Annotated in this window: 16 protein-coding genes; 8 read left to right on the top strand and 8 right to left on the bottom strand. The window is 54.9% G+C overall.

Annotation, left to right across the window (positions count from 1 at the left end):
• Positions 1–18 precede the first annotated feature (18 nt).
• The 3 genes from ABIE64_RS18300 (at position 19) to recR (ending at position 2,961) form a co-directional block, all read left to right on the top strand.
• Positions 19–1,920: a DNA polymerase III subunit gamma/tau gene (locus ABIE64_RS18300; RefSeq protein ID WP_354378198.1), complete on the top strand. Its 1,902-nt coding sequence runs from the start codon at positions 19–21 to the stop codon at positions 1,918–1,920.
• Entirely contained in the window at positions 1,917–2,240 is a 324-nt protein-coding gene (locus tag ABIE64_RS18295) for a YbaB/EbfC family nucleoid-associated protein (protein WP_007091823.1), read from the top strand. The genes ABIE64_RS18300 and ABIE64_RS18295 overlap by 4 nt, the downstream gene beginning before the upstream one ends.
• Before the next feature lie 127 nt (positions 2,241–2,367).
• Positions 2,368–2,961: a recombination mediator RecR gene (gene recR / locus ABIE64_RS18290; RefSeq protein ID WP_040060315.1), complete on the top strand. Its 594-nt coding sequence runs from the start codon at positions 2,368–2,370 to the stop codon at positions 2,959–2,961.
• A gap of 1,208 nt (positions 2,962–4,169) precedes the next feature.
• Here recR and ABIE64_RS18285 read toward each other — a convergent pair.
• The 7 genes from ABIE64_RS18285 to ABIE64_RS18255 all read right to left on the bottom strand — a co-directional run bounded on the left by ABIE64_RS18285 (position 4,170) and on the right by ABIE64_RS18255 (position 11,058).
• The gene (locus tag ABIE64_RS18285) at positions 4,170–4,619 is read right to left on the bottom strand and encodes a type II 3-dehydroquinate dehydratase (protein ID WP_354378197.1); all 450 of its coding nucleotides are present in this window, start codon (positions 4,617–4,619) and stop codon (positions 4,170–4,172) included.
• A gap of 28 nt (positions 4,620–4,647) precedes the next feature.
• Positions 4,648–6,531, bottom strand: a complete 1,884-nt coding sequence (locus ABIE64_RS18280) for a bifunctional sugar phosphate isomerase/epimerase/4-hydroxyphenylpyruvate dioxygenase family protein (RefSeq protein WP_354378196.1) — start codon at positions 6,529–6,531, stop codon at positions 4,648–4,650.
• Between the two features lie 86 nt (positions 6,532–6,617).
• Positions 6,618–7,271, bottom strand: a complete 654-nt coding sequence (locus ABIE64_RS18275; RefSeq protein WP_007088244.1) for a GntR family transcriptional regulator — start codon at positions 7,269–7,271, stop codon at positions 6,618–6,620.
• A gap of 11 nt (positions 7,272–7,282) precedes the next feature.
• Positions 7,283–8,131 (bottom strand): shikimate dehydrogenase family protein, encoded by an 849-nt coding sequence (locus ABIE64_RS18270; protein ID WP_354378195.1) that lies wholly within the window; start codon positions 8,129–8,131, stop codon positions 7,283–7,285.
• Positions 8,132–8,142: 11 nt separating this feature from the next.
• Positions 8,143–9,411, bottom strand: coding sequence for a TRAP transporter large permease (locus tag ABIE64_RS18265; protein ID WP_114094078.1), 1,269 nt, complete (start codon positions 9,409–9,411; stop codon positions 8,143–8,145).
• Entirely contained in the window at positions 9,408–9,893 is a 486-nt protein-coding gene (locus tag ABIE64_RS18260) for a TRAP transporter small permease (RefSeq protein WP_007088247.1), read from the bottom strand. The genes ABIE64_RS18265 and ABIE64_RS18260 overlap by 4 nt, the downstream gene beginning before the upstream one ends.
• Positions 9,894–10,032: 139 nt before the next feature.
• Entirely contained in the window at positions 10,033–11,058 is a 1,026-nt protein-coding gene (locus ABIE64_RS18255; RefSeq protein ID WP_007088248.1) for a DctP family TRAP transporter solute-binding subunit, read from the bottom strand.
• 417 nt (positions 11,059–11,475) lie between these two features.
• Here ABIE64_RS18255 and ABIE64_RS18250 point away from each other — a divergent pair, with 417 nt between their 5' ends.
• The 4 genes from ABIE64_RS18250 (at position 11,476) to ABIE64_RS18235 (ending at position 15,776) form a co-directional block, all read left to right on the top strand.
• Positions 11,476–12,210: a Crp/Fnr family transcriptional regulator gene (locus ABIE64_RS18250; protein WP_110252833.1), complete on the top strand. Its 735-nt coding sequence runs from the start codon at positions 11,476–11,478 to the stop codon at positions 12,208–12,210.
• Positions 12,194–13,567 carry an adenylate/guanylate cyclase domain-containing protein gene (locus ABIE64_RS18245; RefSeq protein ID WP_354378194.1) on the top strand — a complete coding sequence of 458 codons (1,374 nt, stop codon included), beginning with the start codon at positions 12,194–12,196 and terminating at the stop codon, positions 13,565–13,567. The genes ABIE64_RS18250 and ABIE64_RS18245 overlap by 17 nt, the downstream gene beginning before the upstream one ends.
• A gap of 102 nt (positions 13,568–13,669) precedes the next feature.
• Entirely contained in the window at positions 13,670–14,158 is a 489-nt protein-coding gene (fliW, locus tag ABIE64_RS18240; protein ID WP_063092136.1) for a flagellar assembly protein FliW, read from the top strand.
• A gap of 142 nt (positions 14,159–14,300) precedes the next feature.
• Entirely contained in the window at positions 14,301–15,776 is a 1,476-nt protein-coding gene (locus ABIE64_RS18235; protein WP_354378193.1) for a DUF4139 domain-containing protein, read from the top strand.
• A 17-nt stretch (positions 15,777–15,793) separates the two neighbouring features.
• Here the strand turns inward: ABIE64_RS18235 and ABIE64_RS18230 are convergent, their stop codons facing one another.
• Complete coding sequence (locus ABIE64_RS18230; protein WP_354378192.1) at positions 15,794–16,405, bottom strand: hypothetical protein; 612 nt, start codon at positions 16,403–16,405, stop codon at positions 15,794–15,796.
• Positions 16,406–16,588: 183 nt separating this feature from the next.
• Here ABIE64_RS18230 and ABIE64_RS18225 point away from each other — a divergent pair, with 183 nt between their 5' ends.
• A complete protein-coding gene (locus ABIE64_RS18225; RefSeq protein ID WP_085646085.1) occupies positions 16,589–17,164 on the top strand; it encodes a hypothetical protein in 576 nt (191 codons plus the stop codon).
• Positions 17,165–17,183: the final 19 nt, after the last annotated feature.

Raw genomic sequence — 17,183 nt, 5'->3', positions numbered from 1 at the left:
ACATGCCGGACCGGATGAATGACGGATCAGATCGACAACGCCGAAACGTCAGCACCAGAAACGCCCGAGGCTGAGGCGCCAGAGCTTGATATGGAACAGGAACCCGCCGCGGCGGCACCTGCATCTGTGACTGCGCCAAAGGCCGAAGAAGCGCCCAAAAGCGAATATCAGGTTCTTGCCCGTAAATATCGCCCGAAGACCTTTGACGAGCTGATCGGTCACGGACCGATGGTCAAGACGCTGTCGAATGCGCTTGAAAGTGGCCGACTGGCGCATGCCTTTGTTCTGACCGGGGTGCGCGGGATCGGTAAAACCACGACCGCCCGCATCATTGCGCGCGCGCTGAACTGCATCGGACCGGATGGCAAAGGCAATGCCACCATCGAGCCATGCGGTGTTTGCGAGCATTGCCGCGCGATTGCCGAAGACCGTCATGTCGACGTTCTGGAAATGGATGCCGCGTCACGCACGGGTGTTGACGATATTCGCGAACTGATCGAAGGCGTTCGGTATCGACCGACATCGGCCCGCTACAAGATTTACATCATCGACGAAGTGCACATGCTGTCGAAAAGTGCGTTCAACGCGCTTTTGAAAACGCTGGAAGAACCGCCAGAGCATGTGAAATTCATCTTTGCGACCACCGAAATCCGCAAAATTCCGATCACCGTTCTGTCGCGTTGCCAGCGTTTTGATTTGCGCCGGGTTCAGACCGATGAACTGGCCGCCCATTACAAACGCATCGCAACCCTTGAACATGCAGATATCGAGGACGAGGCACTTGCGCTGATTGCGCGTGCTGCTGACGGATCGGTTCGTGACGGTATGAGCCTTCTGGATCAGGCGATTTCGCATGGTGCGGGCAAAGTCACCACCCAGCAGGTCCGCGATATGCTGGGCCTGTCAGACCGGTCGCGGATTTTTGATCTGTTTGATCAGACCATGAAGGGCGCAATCAACGAAGCGCTGGAATTGCTGGGGGCGCAATATGCACTGGGCGGTGATCCGGCGGTGATGTTGCAGGATATGCTTGATCTGACCCACTGGCTGACACGCGTGAAGCTGTCACCCGATGCGGCAAATGATCCCGGCGTGTCGCAGATCGAACGCGACCGCGGCAAGGAAATAGCCGCCAAGCTTGCCATGCCGCAGCTCACCCGTGCCTGGCAGATGCTGCTTAAAGGGCTGGAAGAAACCCGCATTGCACCAAGTCCGATACAGGCCGCCGAAATGATCCTGATCCGGCTGGCTTATGCCGCCGAAATGCCGCCGCCCGGCGATCTGATCAAGAAACTGCGCAATGATCTGAACAAATCCGGCAATGCCCCGCAAGGTGGCGGTGGCAGCAATGGTGGTGGCGGACCGGGTCCGCGCATGCAGGTGGTTAATGGCGGTGGGGCGGCGGTTGCCCATGCGCGCCCTGATCCGCTGGGTGAGCCAGAACAGGCCCCGCAGCAGGTTTATGCCAAGCTGCCCGAAACCTTTGCCGAAGTCGCCGAATTGCTGTCGAAAGAGCGGGAAACAACCGCACTTGCGATCCAGCTTAAAAACTATATGCATCTGGTGAAATACGAGCCGGGTCGCATTGAATTCCGTCCGGCGCGCGGGGCGCGTGCGGATCTGTCGAGCCAGCTTATCAAAACCCTGAACAATCTGACCGGCCATCGCTGGCTGGTCAGTGTTTCGGAACGCGAAGAAGGTGCGCCGACCCTTAAGGAACAGGAACTCGAGGAACTTGAACAGCGCAAGGCGGATGCATCACTTGATCCGCTGGTCAAGGCGATCCTTGACGGATTACCCAAGGCAAAAATCGTTGCCGTCCATCTGCCACCGGGACAGGAAGAAACCGAGGGCGAGCAGGATGACAGCGGTTCCGTTTACGATGATGCATTTTATCTCGAAGGAGACGACGAGCTATGAAGAACCTTGCAGGGATGCTGAAACAGGCCCAGCAGATGCAGTCCAAAATGCAGGAAATGCAGGAAGGACTTGTTGCACTTGAAATCGAAGGCCAGTCCGGGGCTGGCATGGTCAAGGTCATGTTGAACGGCAAGGGCGAGATGCGCGGCCTGAAACTCGACAAAAGCATTGTCGATCCCGAGGATACCGAAGTCCTCGAAGACCTGATCGTTGCGGCCTATAACGACGCCAAGGTCAAGGTCGAAGCCGCTGTTCAGGACAAGATGAAGGACGTCACCGGTGGGCTCAACCTGCCGGAAGGTTTCAAACTTCCGTTCTGATCGGCAAAACCGGTATCAAATTGCGGTCATGCCGCATAAATCAAAGGGTGGCATTGCGCCGCCCTTTGTTTTTGATACAAGCTATCAGAAACAGTCATCACAAGATCAACCGCAAGACGGGACCATCATGAACGGACGGGAAATCGAAAATCTGATCAAGCTTCTGTCACGCCTGCCGGGGCTTGGCCCGCGGTCGGCACGGCGCGCGGTTTTGCAGATGCTCAAAAAACCCGAAACCCTGATGATCCCGTTGTCCCACGCACTGGAAGAAACCGCCAATGCCATGACCAATTGCGGCATTTGCGGCAATATTGATGTGGTCGATCCGTGCCATATCTGTGCCGACCGCAATCGCACCCGCGATGCAATTTGCGTGGTCGAGGAGGTGCAGGACCTTTGGGCGCTGGAACGCGCCGGGGCGTTCAAGGGGCAATATCATGTTCTGGGCGGGACATTGTCGCCGCTTGACGGGGTTGGGCCGGATGATTTGCGTATCGACCAGTTGATCGAACGGGCACGTGACGAGGCTGTGACGGAAGTTATCCTTGCGACCAACGCGACCGTTGATGGCCAGACCACGGCACATTACATCACCGAACGCCTGATCGAAACCGGGGTCAAGGTTACACGCCTGGCCCATGGGGTCCCGGTTGGCGGCGAACTTGATTACCTTGATGACGGCACGCTGGCCGCAGCCCTTCGATCACGCAGCGCAGTTTGATCGCAAACCGTTCATGAAAACAGAAAGGCAGCTTTCAATACTGCCTCAGGATATTGATAAATATGCCTTTTCGGTCACGCAGAGCATCGACCGGGAACTTTTTCCGGCTTCTTTGAAAAAAAGTTCTTGATTTGTTCTTTTGGTTGTGTCATAAAGATAAAGTCAACAGGACAAATGGGTCCGGAGACAAAACCCGCAAAGCGTGATCCGCTTTTGCGGGTTTTTGCGTTTCGGGCGGCAAAACAGGAATGAGACGATGACAGGGCAGCGATCTGACGGGATGAAATGGCGGGGGGCGACGTCGCCAAAGGGACGTCAATGGCGCATGGAAAAGCCATTACGGCGGTGGTGTGTTCGTGCCGTAAGGCTACGCGAAATTTGCGAAAAACGGGTGTTTATCATGACGGGAGAAATGTGTCCTTGGGGCAAGGGCGTCTGAACGGGGTAGCGAGAGCCGGGGCGAGGCTGGTCTGGTTTGGTCCAGTCCGGTCAGTGAAGCGTGAAAATGCCGAGAATCAGCGGGCCCGAATTGCGCCCGGATTGGATCGGCACGGGGTCGGCTGGCCGGGTTGCCTGGGTGGCTGGCGGGGAGCGGCTGGCAGGATCGGTTGTCAGCGGGCCGATGGTGCGTCGGACATGCCGAAAGGCCGGTCATCGATGGCGAGATTTGTGTGCCTGCCATTCGGCAACGCTGTGGCCCTTGGGGTGAGGTGCGTTTTGGGGCAACCGAGAGCGAGCGTCGTTCGGGGCAGCGGGGGCCGTCCGGGGCGTGGTCCGTCCAGTCGGTGGCGTTTGGCGATGCCGGGGGCAGAGTGGTTGGTTGGCTGGCGGGATTGGTTTGGCGATTGACCAAAACCGTCATTCCGGGCGAAGCGCAGCGCAGACCCGGAATCCATGCCCCGTTGAAAGAGACTGGATTCCCGCCGTCGCGGGAATGACGATCTGGTTGGGAGGGCTTTGTCAGCGGTCCGGGGTTGGCTGGCTGGCGGGATTGGCTTTGGCGATTGATCACAATCGTCATTCCGGGCGGGGCAGAGCGCAGACCCGAAATCCATGCCCTGTTGCAGGAGACGGGATTGCCGCCCCGCTTTCACGGGGGTAGGCTTTGCGGGAATTGTGTCTTGAAGGAATGTTATCTGTGAGCTGTTCAGCAGTCCGAAGCAGCATTCGATGCTGCCTTTGTTGTTTCGGACCCGGGCACCATCATCCTATTTGGTCTGCGCAATCTTTTCCGCGGCAAGACGCGTTGCCAGTTCATAGCCATAGGCACCGGCACCGGCCATCACGGCATTGGAAACCGGGCTGATCCAGCTGTGATGGCGGAATTCTTCACGGGCATGCGGGTTGGAGATATGCAGTTCGATGATATAGCCATCGAATGTTTTCAGCGCGTCATGAATGGCGGCTGATGTATGGGTATAGGCCCCGGCATTGATGATGATCGCAGCCGATTTTTGCCGTGCATCATGGATGAAATCGACAATGCTGCCTTCGTGGTTTGACTGTTCAAACCGGACGGAAACCCCTAGCGTTTCGGCAAGGGACGCGCATTTATCCGCGATACTAGCCAAAGTGTCATAGCCGTAGATTTCCGGCTGCCGCTGCCCCAGAAGGTTAAGGTTCGGGCCGTTAATGACAAGAATTTCCGAAACGCTCATGGTTTCCTGATCCCCTGAAATGGTTTGCTTATTTCGACGTCTGACTGCGCCGGTTCATACGGGTTTGCGATGCCAGCCGGATGGGTGCATTGGCCGCACCAAACCCGCGATAATCGCGACGTTCGACCAGTTCAAAGAAGAACCGGTTGGCGAAGGTCTTGGTATAGACCTGAAAATACTCGCCGTCATCATCACGATCATAAAGGATGTTGGCAGCCTTCAGTCGATCCAGAAGATCGGGATCAAGTCCAAAGCGCGCCTCGATGTCATCATAGTAATTTTCCGGGATTGGCAGAAATTCAACACCATTTTTCCGGCAAAAATCGGCACTGGCAAAAATATCGCCACTTGAAAGTGCGATATGTTGCACGCCGCTTCCAAAGAATTCGCTTAGGAATTGTGAATGCTGGGTATGGGGGCTTTGCGATCCGTTCAGGATCAGCCGCACCCCACCATCCTCACCCTGAACCACCTGACTTTGCACAAGCCCGCCGGGATCGGGCACATCGACCGTTGGCATTTTACCAAGATCGAAGATCGAGGTGAAATACAGCACCCAGGTCAGCATTTCCTCGTACTGCATCGAATAGGACACATGATCGACTGCCTTCAGGCTGGCGTCATTTGCCGGTTTGTCGGCAGTTTTCGATGCTTCGAACTCGACATCCCAGATGCGCGCCAGTTCGCTTTGATCATCAAGAAAATAGACCAGACTGCCGCCCACACCGCGGATGGCGGGCATTTCGATTTCGCCCGGGCCAACGGACTGGACAAAGGGTGATGCCAAAAGGGATTGCGCGCGTTTAAGCGATGCGTTTGCATCATCGACCTTAAGCCCCACCGCGCAAACCGACGGGCCATGCACGATGTTATAGGAATGCGCGAAACCATCCTTGTCGCAATTGATCACAAGATTGATATTGCCCTGCTTCCACCATGTGACGGCCTTGGATTTATGGCTGCCGCGTTTTTCAAATCCAAGCCCGGTAAACAGGGCGGCAAGCTTTTCGGCGTTTTCTTCTTCGACCGCGAATTCAACAAACTCGACATTGCGGGCATGCGCCTTTGGCGGCAGGGCAACCGCCTTTTCCCCGACTTTTACACCCTCAATGCCATCCCCCAGATAAATCAGGGAACGCAAGCCATCCTTGGCAACGTTTTTGGTCGAGCTTGAGCGGAACTGGTCATTGAAAATTTCAAGTGATAGCGGCCCGTCATACCCGGTCCGGGCCAGATTGCGCATGAATTCATCAAGGGGAAAGTCCCCCTGCCCCGGAAAGCACCTGAAATGGCGGCTCCATGACAACGGGTCCATTTCAAGGATCGGCGCATCGGCGACCTGCACAAGAAAAATCCTGTCGCCGGGAATTGATGCAATCGCATCAAGCGGCACCTTGCGCGCCATGATGTGGAAGGTATCAAGTACCAGACCAACATTGGGGTGATTGGCGCGCCGCACCACTTCCCAGCTATCGCGATAGTCGCTGATATGTTTGCCCCAGGACAGGGCTTCGAACGCAATGCGAAGCCCACGTTTTGCCGCACGGTCGCCAAGTTCGGCCAGATCTTTTGCCGCACGATCAAGCCCGCCAAGTGAATGTGGCGAGACGTTCGAGCAAATCATCAAAAGATCGGTACCCAGTTCTTCCATCAGATCGAACTTGCGTTCCGCACGCTCAAAGGCCCGGGTACGCTGGGGTTCGGGCATGCCTTCAAAATCGCGGAAGGGCTGGAAGGTTACCAGCTTCAGACCAAGATCACGAATGGTCTTGCCAACATCCTCGGGGGAACCATCAAAGGTCAGAAGATCATTCTCAAAAATCTCGACACCGTCGAAACCGGCAGCGGCAATGGCATCAAGTTTTTCTTGAAGATCGCCTGATAGCGATACGGTCGCGATGGAAGTCAGCATTTTATCCCTCCGGGATGGTCGTGTGGCGCATCGGCACCGTCGCGCGGAAGGACTTCCGGGCACGTTGCCCGGCAGGATCGGTTCGATCAGTCCTGCGAACGGCGCCGATAGGTTTCGATATGATCGGTCAGTTTTGCCAGTGCGGCAGTTTTGTCGCGTGCCAGCGCCAGATCACAGATGCCTCGATGTTCATCAATAATCTCCTCGGCCCGGAAACCGTGCGTTTTCAGTTCGATCACCACATAACGACGGAACTGGTCAAAGATTTCACGATGCATCCGCATATGCAGATCCGACCCACAGGCAGAGATCAGGGCCTGATGAAATTCGCGGTCATACTGGCTCCAGCGTACTGTCAGTTCGCGACTGTCTTCGGTCAGCATGCGTTTTTCGATGGCGGAAAGTTTGTGATGGGCGGCAGCAACACGGCCTTCCCATTCGACATCCCCGGCATCAATTGATTTCGCAAGCCCGTTGGTTTCAAGCAGCAACCGCATCGCAGTCAGTTCCTTGAAATTCGAGGGCGATGTTTCGACAACCCGAAAGCCTTTCTGGCCTTCGACAAAAACAAATCCCGACGCGACAAGACGGTTCAGTACTTCGCGGAGCGTGTTGACCCCGGCATTATAACGATCCCGCAACGCATCAAGCTTCAGCTTCACACCCGGCTGGAGTTCGCCATAAAGGATGTCATCGCGGATTTCGTTATAAACGGTCTCGGCAACTGTGCTGCTGCTCATGGACTTTCCCCTTACCCCGTCAATGCCTCGGGATAGGCATTGAAATATTCGATCCGGGCGGCATCCCCATCGATCTGCGCCCCGCTGAAAACCTCGAACGCTTCAATACCCTGAAAAAAGAACAGTTCAAAGCCGGTCATGACCGAAAGCCCGGCCTTTCGCGCGGAATGCAGGAATGATGTTTCAACCGGCGTGTAAACCGCATCAAACGCCCATTTCTGTCCGCCCAGCAAAGCAGCATCAATCGGACTACCCGGATACTGGTTCATGCCAACCGGGGTACAATTGATCAAACCGTCCGCATTGCGAATCACATCGGAAAGATCAGGTTCGGTAACAAAGGCAACGTTGGCCCCGCCCGCCTTCAGGGTCGCAACCAGCGTATGGCCGCGATCGGCATCCTTATCATGGATAAGGATGCGTTCCGCACCAAGCCCGTGCAACCCGAATGCCGTGGCAAGGCCGACGCCACCAGCCCCCATCTGAAGAACCGTACCCGGTGCCTGATCGCCAAACTGTCCGCGATAGCCGCGCATGAAACCGACATAGTCGGTATTGTCCCCGCGCCAGCCATCTTCGCGGAACACCACCGTGTTCACCGCACCAAGGGCTTCGGGCAGACGTTTGCGACGCTGGATCAGCTTGCGGGCCTCGGTTTTGTAGGGATGGGTAACATTCACCCCGGCATAACCAGCCTTGGCACAGGCTGCAAGTTGCCCGATCAGATCGAAATCGGCGATCTTTTCACTGTCGAGATAGTCATAGGTCACATCAATTCCGCACATCCGGCCAAGCAAGACATGCAGTCTGGCCGATTGGCTGCGTGATATGCCTTTACCGATAAGACCGAGTTTCAACATGGGGCGAAATCCTAAAATCCGAACAGGTTGGGCATGAAAGTGACAAGTTGCGGCACGAAGGTGATCAGGATCAAAACCGCCAATTCTACCAGGAACAACGGCATGATCGATTTGATCATCCGGGCCATACCAACATTGGCGATGGCATCCGCAACAAACAGGCAAAGCCCCATTGGTGGTGTGATCAGCCCGATCATCAGGTTGAAGATCACGACAATGCCGAAATGGGTCGGATCAATACCAAGGCTGATCGCAATCGGATGAAGGATCGGCACCAGAACCAGCATTGCGGCAATGCCTTCAAGCACCAGACCGACACCAAGCAACATGATGTTGATCAGGATCAGGAACATTGTCGGGCTATCTACATAGCCTAGCACAAACGAACTGACCGCCTGCGGAATCCCGGCAAAGGTCATGAACCAGTTCGCCGCGGCGACCGTGCCCATAATGATCAGGATGCTTGAAGAATCACGCATTGAGTTGGCAAAAATACCCGGCAGGTCCGATGGTTTGAGTTCGCGAAACACAAACAGTCCGACAACCAGTGCATAAAACACGGCAAAGCTTGCGGCCTCGGTCGGGGTCACGACCCCCGCCAGGATTGATCCGATCACGAAGACCGGCATGAAAAGCGGGATCAATCCATCCCAAAGGGCGCGCATCTTTTGGCGCATATTCATCCGGCCACGCGGTGTGGCATAATTGGCCGCAAAGATGCGGACATAAACCGACAACGCAATCGCAAGCAGGATGCCCGGAACAATCCCGGCCAGAAACAGTGCTGGAACCGACACATTGCTGGTAATCAGCGCATAGATAATCACAGGAATACTGGGCGGAATAATCGGACCGATTACGGATGATGCCGCCGTCAGAGCCGCGGCAAAATCGCGCGGATAACCTTCTTTTTCCATCGACGGGATGAAGATACGCCCGATTGCCGATGTATCGGCCACCGCCGACCCCGAAAGACCCGCGAAAATCACCGAAGACCAGATATTGACCTGGGCCAGACCGGCTTTGGCATGGCCAACAAGCGCATTGGCAAGATTGATGACCCGCGACGTGATTCCACTGGCATTCATTAATTCCCCGGCCAGAACAAAAAGCGGAATGGCAAGGATGGTGAAGCTGTCAAGCCCCGCAAAAATGCGTTGGGGCAGAAGATCGATGCTGAATGTCGCACCACCAATATAGATCGCAATCGCCAGCGCAATCGCAAAGGCCACCGGCGCGCCAATGGCAAGCAGAACAAAAAGGCCAAGCCCCGTGATCATGATTCCTCACCCCCTGAAGATTTGCGGGTGAAGAAAGCAATGAGACGAAACAGTGCCGCAATAACAAGGCAGACCCCGCCAACCGTCATGGCGATTTGCGCCCAATACATCGGAATTCCGATGCCCGATGCCATAATCCCACCGCGCTTGGCGGCAAAGATCAAACCGGCATGGACCAGAATGCCCCCCAGTATCAGCGTTGCGATATCGACACCCAGCGCAAGCTTGCGGCGGATCGGGGCAGGAACGGCATCAATGAATATGCTAAACGTAATCTGTGTACCTTGCAGATAGGCAAAAGCCATTCCGAACATGGTGCCATAGATCATCGCATATTTCGCGACTTCCTCGCTCCATTGCAGAGGCGCGGAAAACAGGTAGCGGCTGACACTGCCAGCAAAGACGACGCCAAAGACGACAAGGATGCTAAATCCCGAAAGCCCGGCAAGCAGATGCCTGAAAGCATTTTCTGCGCGTTGCATAAGTTCCTCTGGATGAACACGGGAAGCCGACAACATGACCGCGACAATTGTTGGTGCCTGTCGCGGATGCGATGATCACTGAACAAAAAGGGCAGGCCGGGCTCAAAGGAGGTCTGAGCACCCGGCCTGCCAATGCCGGTTACATAGAGGCTTCAGCCTCACCGACAGCAGATTGCAGTTTTTCGATCCATTCAGAACCGATCTCGCCCGACAGCCAATTGATAACTGCTGGCTGGGCCACATCACGGAACGCTTTCAGTTGTTCCGCTGTCGGGGTTGTGACTTCCATCCCTTCGGCAGCAAGTTTCGCGACACCTTCGGCCGAGTTGAACTGCTGGACCGCACGACCAACATTCGATGCAATCCCCGCCGCGCGCCGCAGAAGCGCCTGATCGCCTTCGGTCAGGCCCTGATAAACGCTTTCATTGATCAGGATGAAGTCGGTTCCATATACGTGACGGTCAAGCGTCAGGTATTTCTGCATTTCATAGAACTTGTTGGCATAGATCACGCTGATCGGGTTTTCCTGACCATCGACCGTACCAGTTGTCAGTGCCGTCGGCACTTCGGGCCACGGGATCGGGGTGGGATCACCCCCAAGTGCCTTGACCATTTCGACGAACAGCGGAACCGTCATGACACGGATTTTAAGACCTTCCATGTCTTTCGGCTCGGCAATTGCGCGCTTGGAATTGGTGAAGTTGCGGAAACCGGTTTCGCCATAGGCCAAGGTGCGCAAGCCCGTTTTTTCAAGGCAATGCTCGGCAAGCTGTTTTCCGAAATCGCCATCCAGAACCTTCCATGCGACATTCGCATTCGGGAACATATAAGGGATGTCGAGAACAGAAGCTTCGGGGCAGACTTTCGAGAACGGACCGGAAATCATCGACATGGCAAGCGTGCCATCCTGGGTATTCTGCAGCAGGTCGGTTTCCCCGCCAAGCGAACCGGCCGGGAAAAGCTGAACTTCGATGCGGCCACCCGATTCAGCTTCGACAATGTTTTTAAAGACCTGTGTTGCGGCCCCCTTCTTCGAGGTCGTCCATTCAGCCGGATCAACATGGGCAAAATTCAAAGTGATGTCCGCAGCCTGGGCAGGTACGGCGAAAGAAGCAGCAGCAAGCGAAACAGCGCCCAGCAGCGTGCTTTTGGAAACGAATTTCATTTTTTTCCTCCCGAATGAAAACAATCCCGCTGGCCCGATATTATTCATGGTGTTCTGCATCGGCCCTTATCGGAATAGGGAGACTTTAAAAAATATAGGAGATTTTGTCAAATGTTCTAGAATCAATATAATTTAGAACATGTTCAGCAAACCCACATTCCCAAATCCTAACCGCGCCGATGCCTGTTTGATGTTATGCACCTGTCGCGGTATCAATATCGGCATCACGCCATCCATCTTCCACGACAAAGACGGATCAATTCGAACTTTTTGGACGCTCTTCCTTCGCCATCCCCCTGCCGTCACAATGGAATTTGCTGTAAAACACTTGCGATGCAGCCGGTATTTCATGCTACTTTGGCCCAGCAATGCATCGATTCGATGATCGAAACGACGCCCATTTCAAAAGTGAACTCAGTGAACAGCGTTACCGGTACTGCAACACCCCAACTGGCCAAAATTGCCTCGCGCATTCTTGCGGGCAGTTTCCTGTTCGAGGATCTCGATCCCGAACTGCTTGCCCAACTTTCGAATCAGGCAAGTGTCCGCCGGATGGACGATGGTGAATTGCTGTTTGAAAAAGGCGCGCCTGCCGATGGATTATACGCTGTCGAGGCTGGTAAAATCCGCATTTCGACCGTTTCAGACACCGGCAAGGAAATCGTTTTGAACGTGTTGGCCCCCGGTGCGGTATTTGGCGAGATCGCGCTTCTGGATGGTGAGCCGCGCACGGCAACCGCGCGTGCTGTCGGCCCGACACGGCTTTTGTTTATTTCACGTGATGATTTCTTTGAAATCTTTGACCGCGAGGCACCGCTCCGCCGTCATATCACGGCTCTTTTGTGCCGTCGCCTTCGCTGGGTCAGCGACCTTTTGGAAGACGCCAATTTCCTTGATCTTACCGGACGACTGGTCAAGCGCCTTTTGTGGCTGGCTGAACGTCACGGTGGCCCCGACCCGGAAGGCATTCGCATCGCCCTTCCGCTGTCGCAACAGGAACTGGGCCTTATGCTGGGTGTGACACGCGAAGCGGTAAACAAAAAGCTGCGCGACCTTGAAAAACGCGACCTGATTACTCGCCGTGACGGGCGTTTGGTGATCCGCGATACAGACGGCCTGAAAAACCTTCTCGCCGATGCAATCAAAAGCTGATCCTTCTCCCAGTTCCCTGTTTGATCGACTGGTCGCCCGCGAGGAAAAGCGTGGCCTGATCCTTGTGGCGTTTCTACGCATATGCATGCTTGCCTTCATCCTGCTGCTGTTTTCCAAACCGGATTCGCCAACAGGTGAGCTGTATTCGCTACTGGAAGTTCTGGGCTGGTTCATCCCGGGTGTTCTGGTTCAGCTTTTTGTCGCCTTTCGCGGCGGCAACTGGCGCTGGTTGCTTTATATTCTGGCAATCGCCGATGCGGCCCTGATCGTTTATGTGTCGGTCGTTCCAGACCCGCTGAACCCATTTGCCGATCATCCGGCATGGCTATACAGCTTCGTCGTTCGGGATCGGGGCGTTGTGTTTTCCATGATCATGATGGCACTGGTCATCATGACCTTTTCACCGCGCCTTATCATCTGGTTCGGGTTCTGGCTGTTCGTCGCATGGAGCACCAGTATTGTCTGGCTGATGACCCGGCCCGGTGTCATCGTTTCGCAGCATTTCGGCGATGACTGGACACCAACCCAGGACGAAATCATCACGACCTATACCCTACCGGAATTTATCGACATTTCGGCATTGGCCGAGCAGGTCGTGATTGTCGTGGTGTTTACGCTGGCCTGTGCGGTGATGGTTTCGCGGTTACGCGTCCTGATCAATCAGTTTGCCGCCGCCGAACGCGCGCATGGCAATCTGGCACGATATTTCCCGGCGGCCCTCGCTGACCAACTGGCAGATCGCGATGAGCCGGTTCGCGTTGGCGCACGACGGGAATGCGTGATCCTGTTTGCCGATATCATCGGGTTTTCCGGCTATGCCGAAAAACGCGATCCGCAGGATGTGATGCGGCTGTTAAACCAGTTTCATCAGATCATGACGACACAAATCGGGGCCTATGGCGGGATTGTCGAAAAATATATCGGCGACGCCGTCATGGCCAGTTTTGGCGCATTTGACGATATGAATTGTCCGGCGGCAAACGCGTTATCGGCCGCGCAATCCATGGTCAGCCATGTCCGGGACTGGCAAAACGGTGATCTAGCAGATAGCACAACGCCACTTCAGATCGGTATCGGCCTTAATTTTGGCCCGGCGGTTGTTGGTGATATTGGCGAAGGCGAAGCCGTTACGCCCGCTGTTATCGGCGCCAGCGTCAATCTGGCAGCCCGTCTGGAACGTGCGACCAGAACCCTTGATACCGACATCATTATCAGTGACAGCTTTGCCGACAAACTTCGGTCCGAGGCACCCTCAGCCACATCCATCCTGATGCGCAGCTTTACCAAGCAGGATGCAATTCACGTCAAAGGTTTCAGCCAGGCGGTTACGGTTCATTTTCAACCCCGGTCGATATAACCGAATAATTCGACCGTCAAGATGTGCCAAGGCCTTGAATTCTGGTGAAATAGGTCCAAGATGCCACTTGATCGCCAAACAATCATAACACGGGAGGAAGGTATGGCGGATTCCACGACACCGCAGTCACCTGGAACTGAAAGCGTGCCGACTTCTGTTACGATCCGGACATTGTTCGGGGACAAGGAATTCCTGTGGGACAAAGCCATCTATTTTCCCGCTGGGCTAAAGGGCTTTCCTGATCACAACGTCTTTGCCCTTGCTTCTTTCCCCGGCGAAAGCAACGGTTCCTTTATCCTCATGCAAAGTCTGACGGAACAGGAACTGGCTTTTATCGTTGCGCCCTACAATATGGAAAGCAACAGCATCAAAGCCGAACATCTCGCCCAGGCCTTTACCGTCCATGGCATAAAGAAGGACGAAGGGGCGGTTTTGCTGATTGTGACGCTGCATAAACCGGAAGATGGCGGTGATACCATCATGTCGGTCAATCTGCGCGCACCGATCATCATCGATACATCCAGGCAGGCGGCATACCAATATCTGCTACCCGACGCGTCCTATTCCTATCATCAAACGCTGGGTCAATAACCCGTCGATGCCGAACCGTTCCGGAAGGGCCGAAATTGCGATAACGGTCCTTCCGCAATCTTGATACGTCCTTGATCCTGCCACTTTTTCGCGTAAAGCTTGTTGAAGAACAATACGCACCAAGCGACACAAGGGATTCGAGATGTCATCAGAATTGCGCAACCGTTTTGCCATGGCCACGCTTCTTAGCGCGGCCCTTTTTGCAGGTCCCGTCATCGAACCGGCATCCGCCCAATCCGGTGACGAAAAAGCGGAAGAAACTGTCACGCTTTCCGGTGAAAGCCGCAGCAAAATGCAGCTGACCATTTACCCCGGAAATCTTGGCATGATTGCCGAGCAACGAAACGGGACGATCCCCAAAGGGGTCAAAACACTCCGGATCGAAAATTTGCCGCAAACCATCATGGACGAGACCTTCCTGATGGGCGCGCAAAAAGATGCCAATCTTGTATGGCATTCGTTACGCAATACGGCAAATGGCCCAGCGACCATGTATCGCCTGTTGCAAGATCAGGTTGGCAAAACCATTTCCATCCGGCGCAAGGATGACGAACTGGTCGAAGGCACGTTGCTATCGATTGACGGCGGCGCACTTGTTCGGACCCTTGATGGTATTGAACAGGTTCCTGTTGAACAGATCATCATCTCCGACCTGCCCGGCAACTTCGCTACCAGCCCGGCAATCGAAGCCACCATTGGCTCGGATGCGGCACTTGATCACATCTCGCTTGCTTACCTTCTCGGCGGTGTTTCCTGGCAGACGGCCTATGTCGGGCAGTATGACAGTGTGGAAAATGTCCTGAACCTTTCGGCAATGGCACGCATTACCAATCAGACGGGCTCGGCAATCAACAATGCCCAGTTGCGTCTGGTCGCTGGTGATCCGAACCGGGTCAGCTACACCCCGATGGCAAAGGCTGCCCGCGGGGAAATGATGATGTCAGCCATGGCAGATAGCGCACCGGGTGGCGGCGCGCCGGATCGCGAAACCATGGAAAATCTGCATGTCTATGGTCCGTTCGACGGGCTTTCGATGCGCAATGGTGATGTCGTGATGATGCCGTTGATCGCATCACAAAACTTGCCTGCAACCCGCAAGGTCACCTTTAACGGCAGTGCCAATCTTTACTATGCCGGACAAAGTGACGTGTCTGAATTTGTCCGGCCTGACCTTGAAATCGAAATTGAAAACGATGGTGGTCCGGACGAAAAAAGCCCATGGCCCGCAGGAACCGTGCGCGTCTTTGGCCAGTCCCAAAGCGGTGTGACCGGCTTCCTTGGTGAAGACAATCTGTCTTTGACCCCGGTCGGACGCAAGGCAACCATCCGCCTTGGCCAGGCCAGCAATATTTCCGGTACGCGCAAAGTCACGGCATTTGATCGCAAGGCACGCCCAAATCTGCCTGATGAAATCACCGCCAACATGGAATGGTCGATCACCAATGGCGGTGAACGCACCGAAACCGTTACGATCCGTGAAAATGTTCCGGCCGACTGGGTTGTTACCGGCGAGGACCACAAACACACCAAGCCGCAACCAGACCTGATTGTCTGGACCATCGAGGTCCCGGCAGGCAAGGAAGTCAATCTGAGCTGGTCGGTAAAAAGTACCCGATAACCTTTAAAACCGGCCACTTATCCGGTCTGGTTGCTGTCATAAAAGGCCTTGGCCAGGGGCAGCAGCAGGACCGGGTCGGGTTTCTCGCCGGTGATGCCGCACAGTTCGGTATAAAGACAAATGAGTTTGGCCAGCAGGATAAACGCCTGCTGGTTTTTCTTTCCGGCAAACACCGCAAGATTAACCAAGGCCTCGCCACATATTTCACGTGCGGTCCCGAACTGCCCGGCCCCCCGCAGTGCCAAAACAAGCGCGCCTTGCGAATATCCAAGATCAAGCCGGGCGGCTTCGCTCTGCCCCGATGGCAACCTTGCAAGCCGATCACGACGAAGTTCAACAGCCTGGCATGCGGCATCAACTGCATCCGCCCATTGTTCTGCACCGATTTCAAGGGCTGCCCTGTTATTAAGGCTATGGGCCAATCCGGCACGGGCGGCATCCGGTGCCGTTTGCAGGTGGAAGGCAAAGATTTGATCTGCCTCGTCAAACAGGGAAAGGGCTACCATCCGTTCGGATTTATCGAGTGCGGTTGCCATTTCAAGACAAAGACGTGCGAGCGTTAACGAACCGGGTTCCGTCGCCCGCAGAAATGACAGGCGCGGCAAATATCCGGCAAGTTTGTCCGACATGTCTTTTTCCTGCTTCTGCCTGAATTCCGGGACCAATGTGCGCCGGTTAACAGACGGGCAAGCACCCGTCTTGTGAAGACGGGGCAAACAGGGATAAGCTGTGATTAAGCCAAATGATCGTATCCCTGTTCAAGATTTTCGTCCTCTTTATCAGCCCCATTTTATGTGAAACGACGACCCTCCATGACCATGTCGACTGAAACCCTGCGCGCACTTTACGGAACCTGGCGCATTGCGCGTGGTGACGCCAAAGGCCTTGCTTTCTTTGATTATTCCATCGAAGCGTTCTGGCGTTCTTTCTTTGCCGCCGTGATTGTCTTTCCGGCCTTTGCGCTGTTGCGCTGGCATGATCTCGACACGGTTCCCGATGAATTCCCGGTTGGTCGTTACATGCTGGTGGAAACCATTGCCTATGTCATGAAATGGTTCGCCTTTCCGATGCTGATGCTGCATGTCGCGCCAATGATTGGCCGCGCCAATCGCTATATCGCGTTTATCACCGTCTATAACTGGTCAAGCGTCTTGCAGATGGGCGTTTATCTGCTGGCGCTGCTTCTTGGCGCAGCGTTTCCGATGCTTGGCGTTGGTGGATTTGTGTTGATTGCCGTGATCGCGATGCTGATTTACGGGGTTTATATTGCGAAACTGACGCTGGCGGTCCCGATTGCCACGGCAAGTGCCATTGTTGCAGCCGATTTCCTGCTATCATTGACCATCACGACAATCGGCATTCGTCTCGCACTTGGCCAGCTATTCTGACACAATCAACAAACAAGTC

This window comes from Thalassospira sp. MBR-102 (genome assembly GCF_040549275.1).
GTDB classification, from domain to species: domain Bacteria; phylum Pseudomonadota; class Alphaproteobacteria; order Rhodospirillales; family Thalassospiraceae; genus Thalassospira; species Thalassospira xiamenensis.
This window is presented reverse-complemented; position numbering and strand designations above follow the sequence as displayed.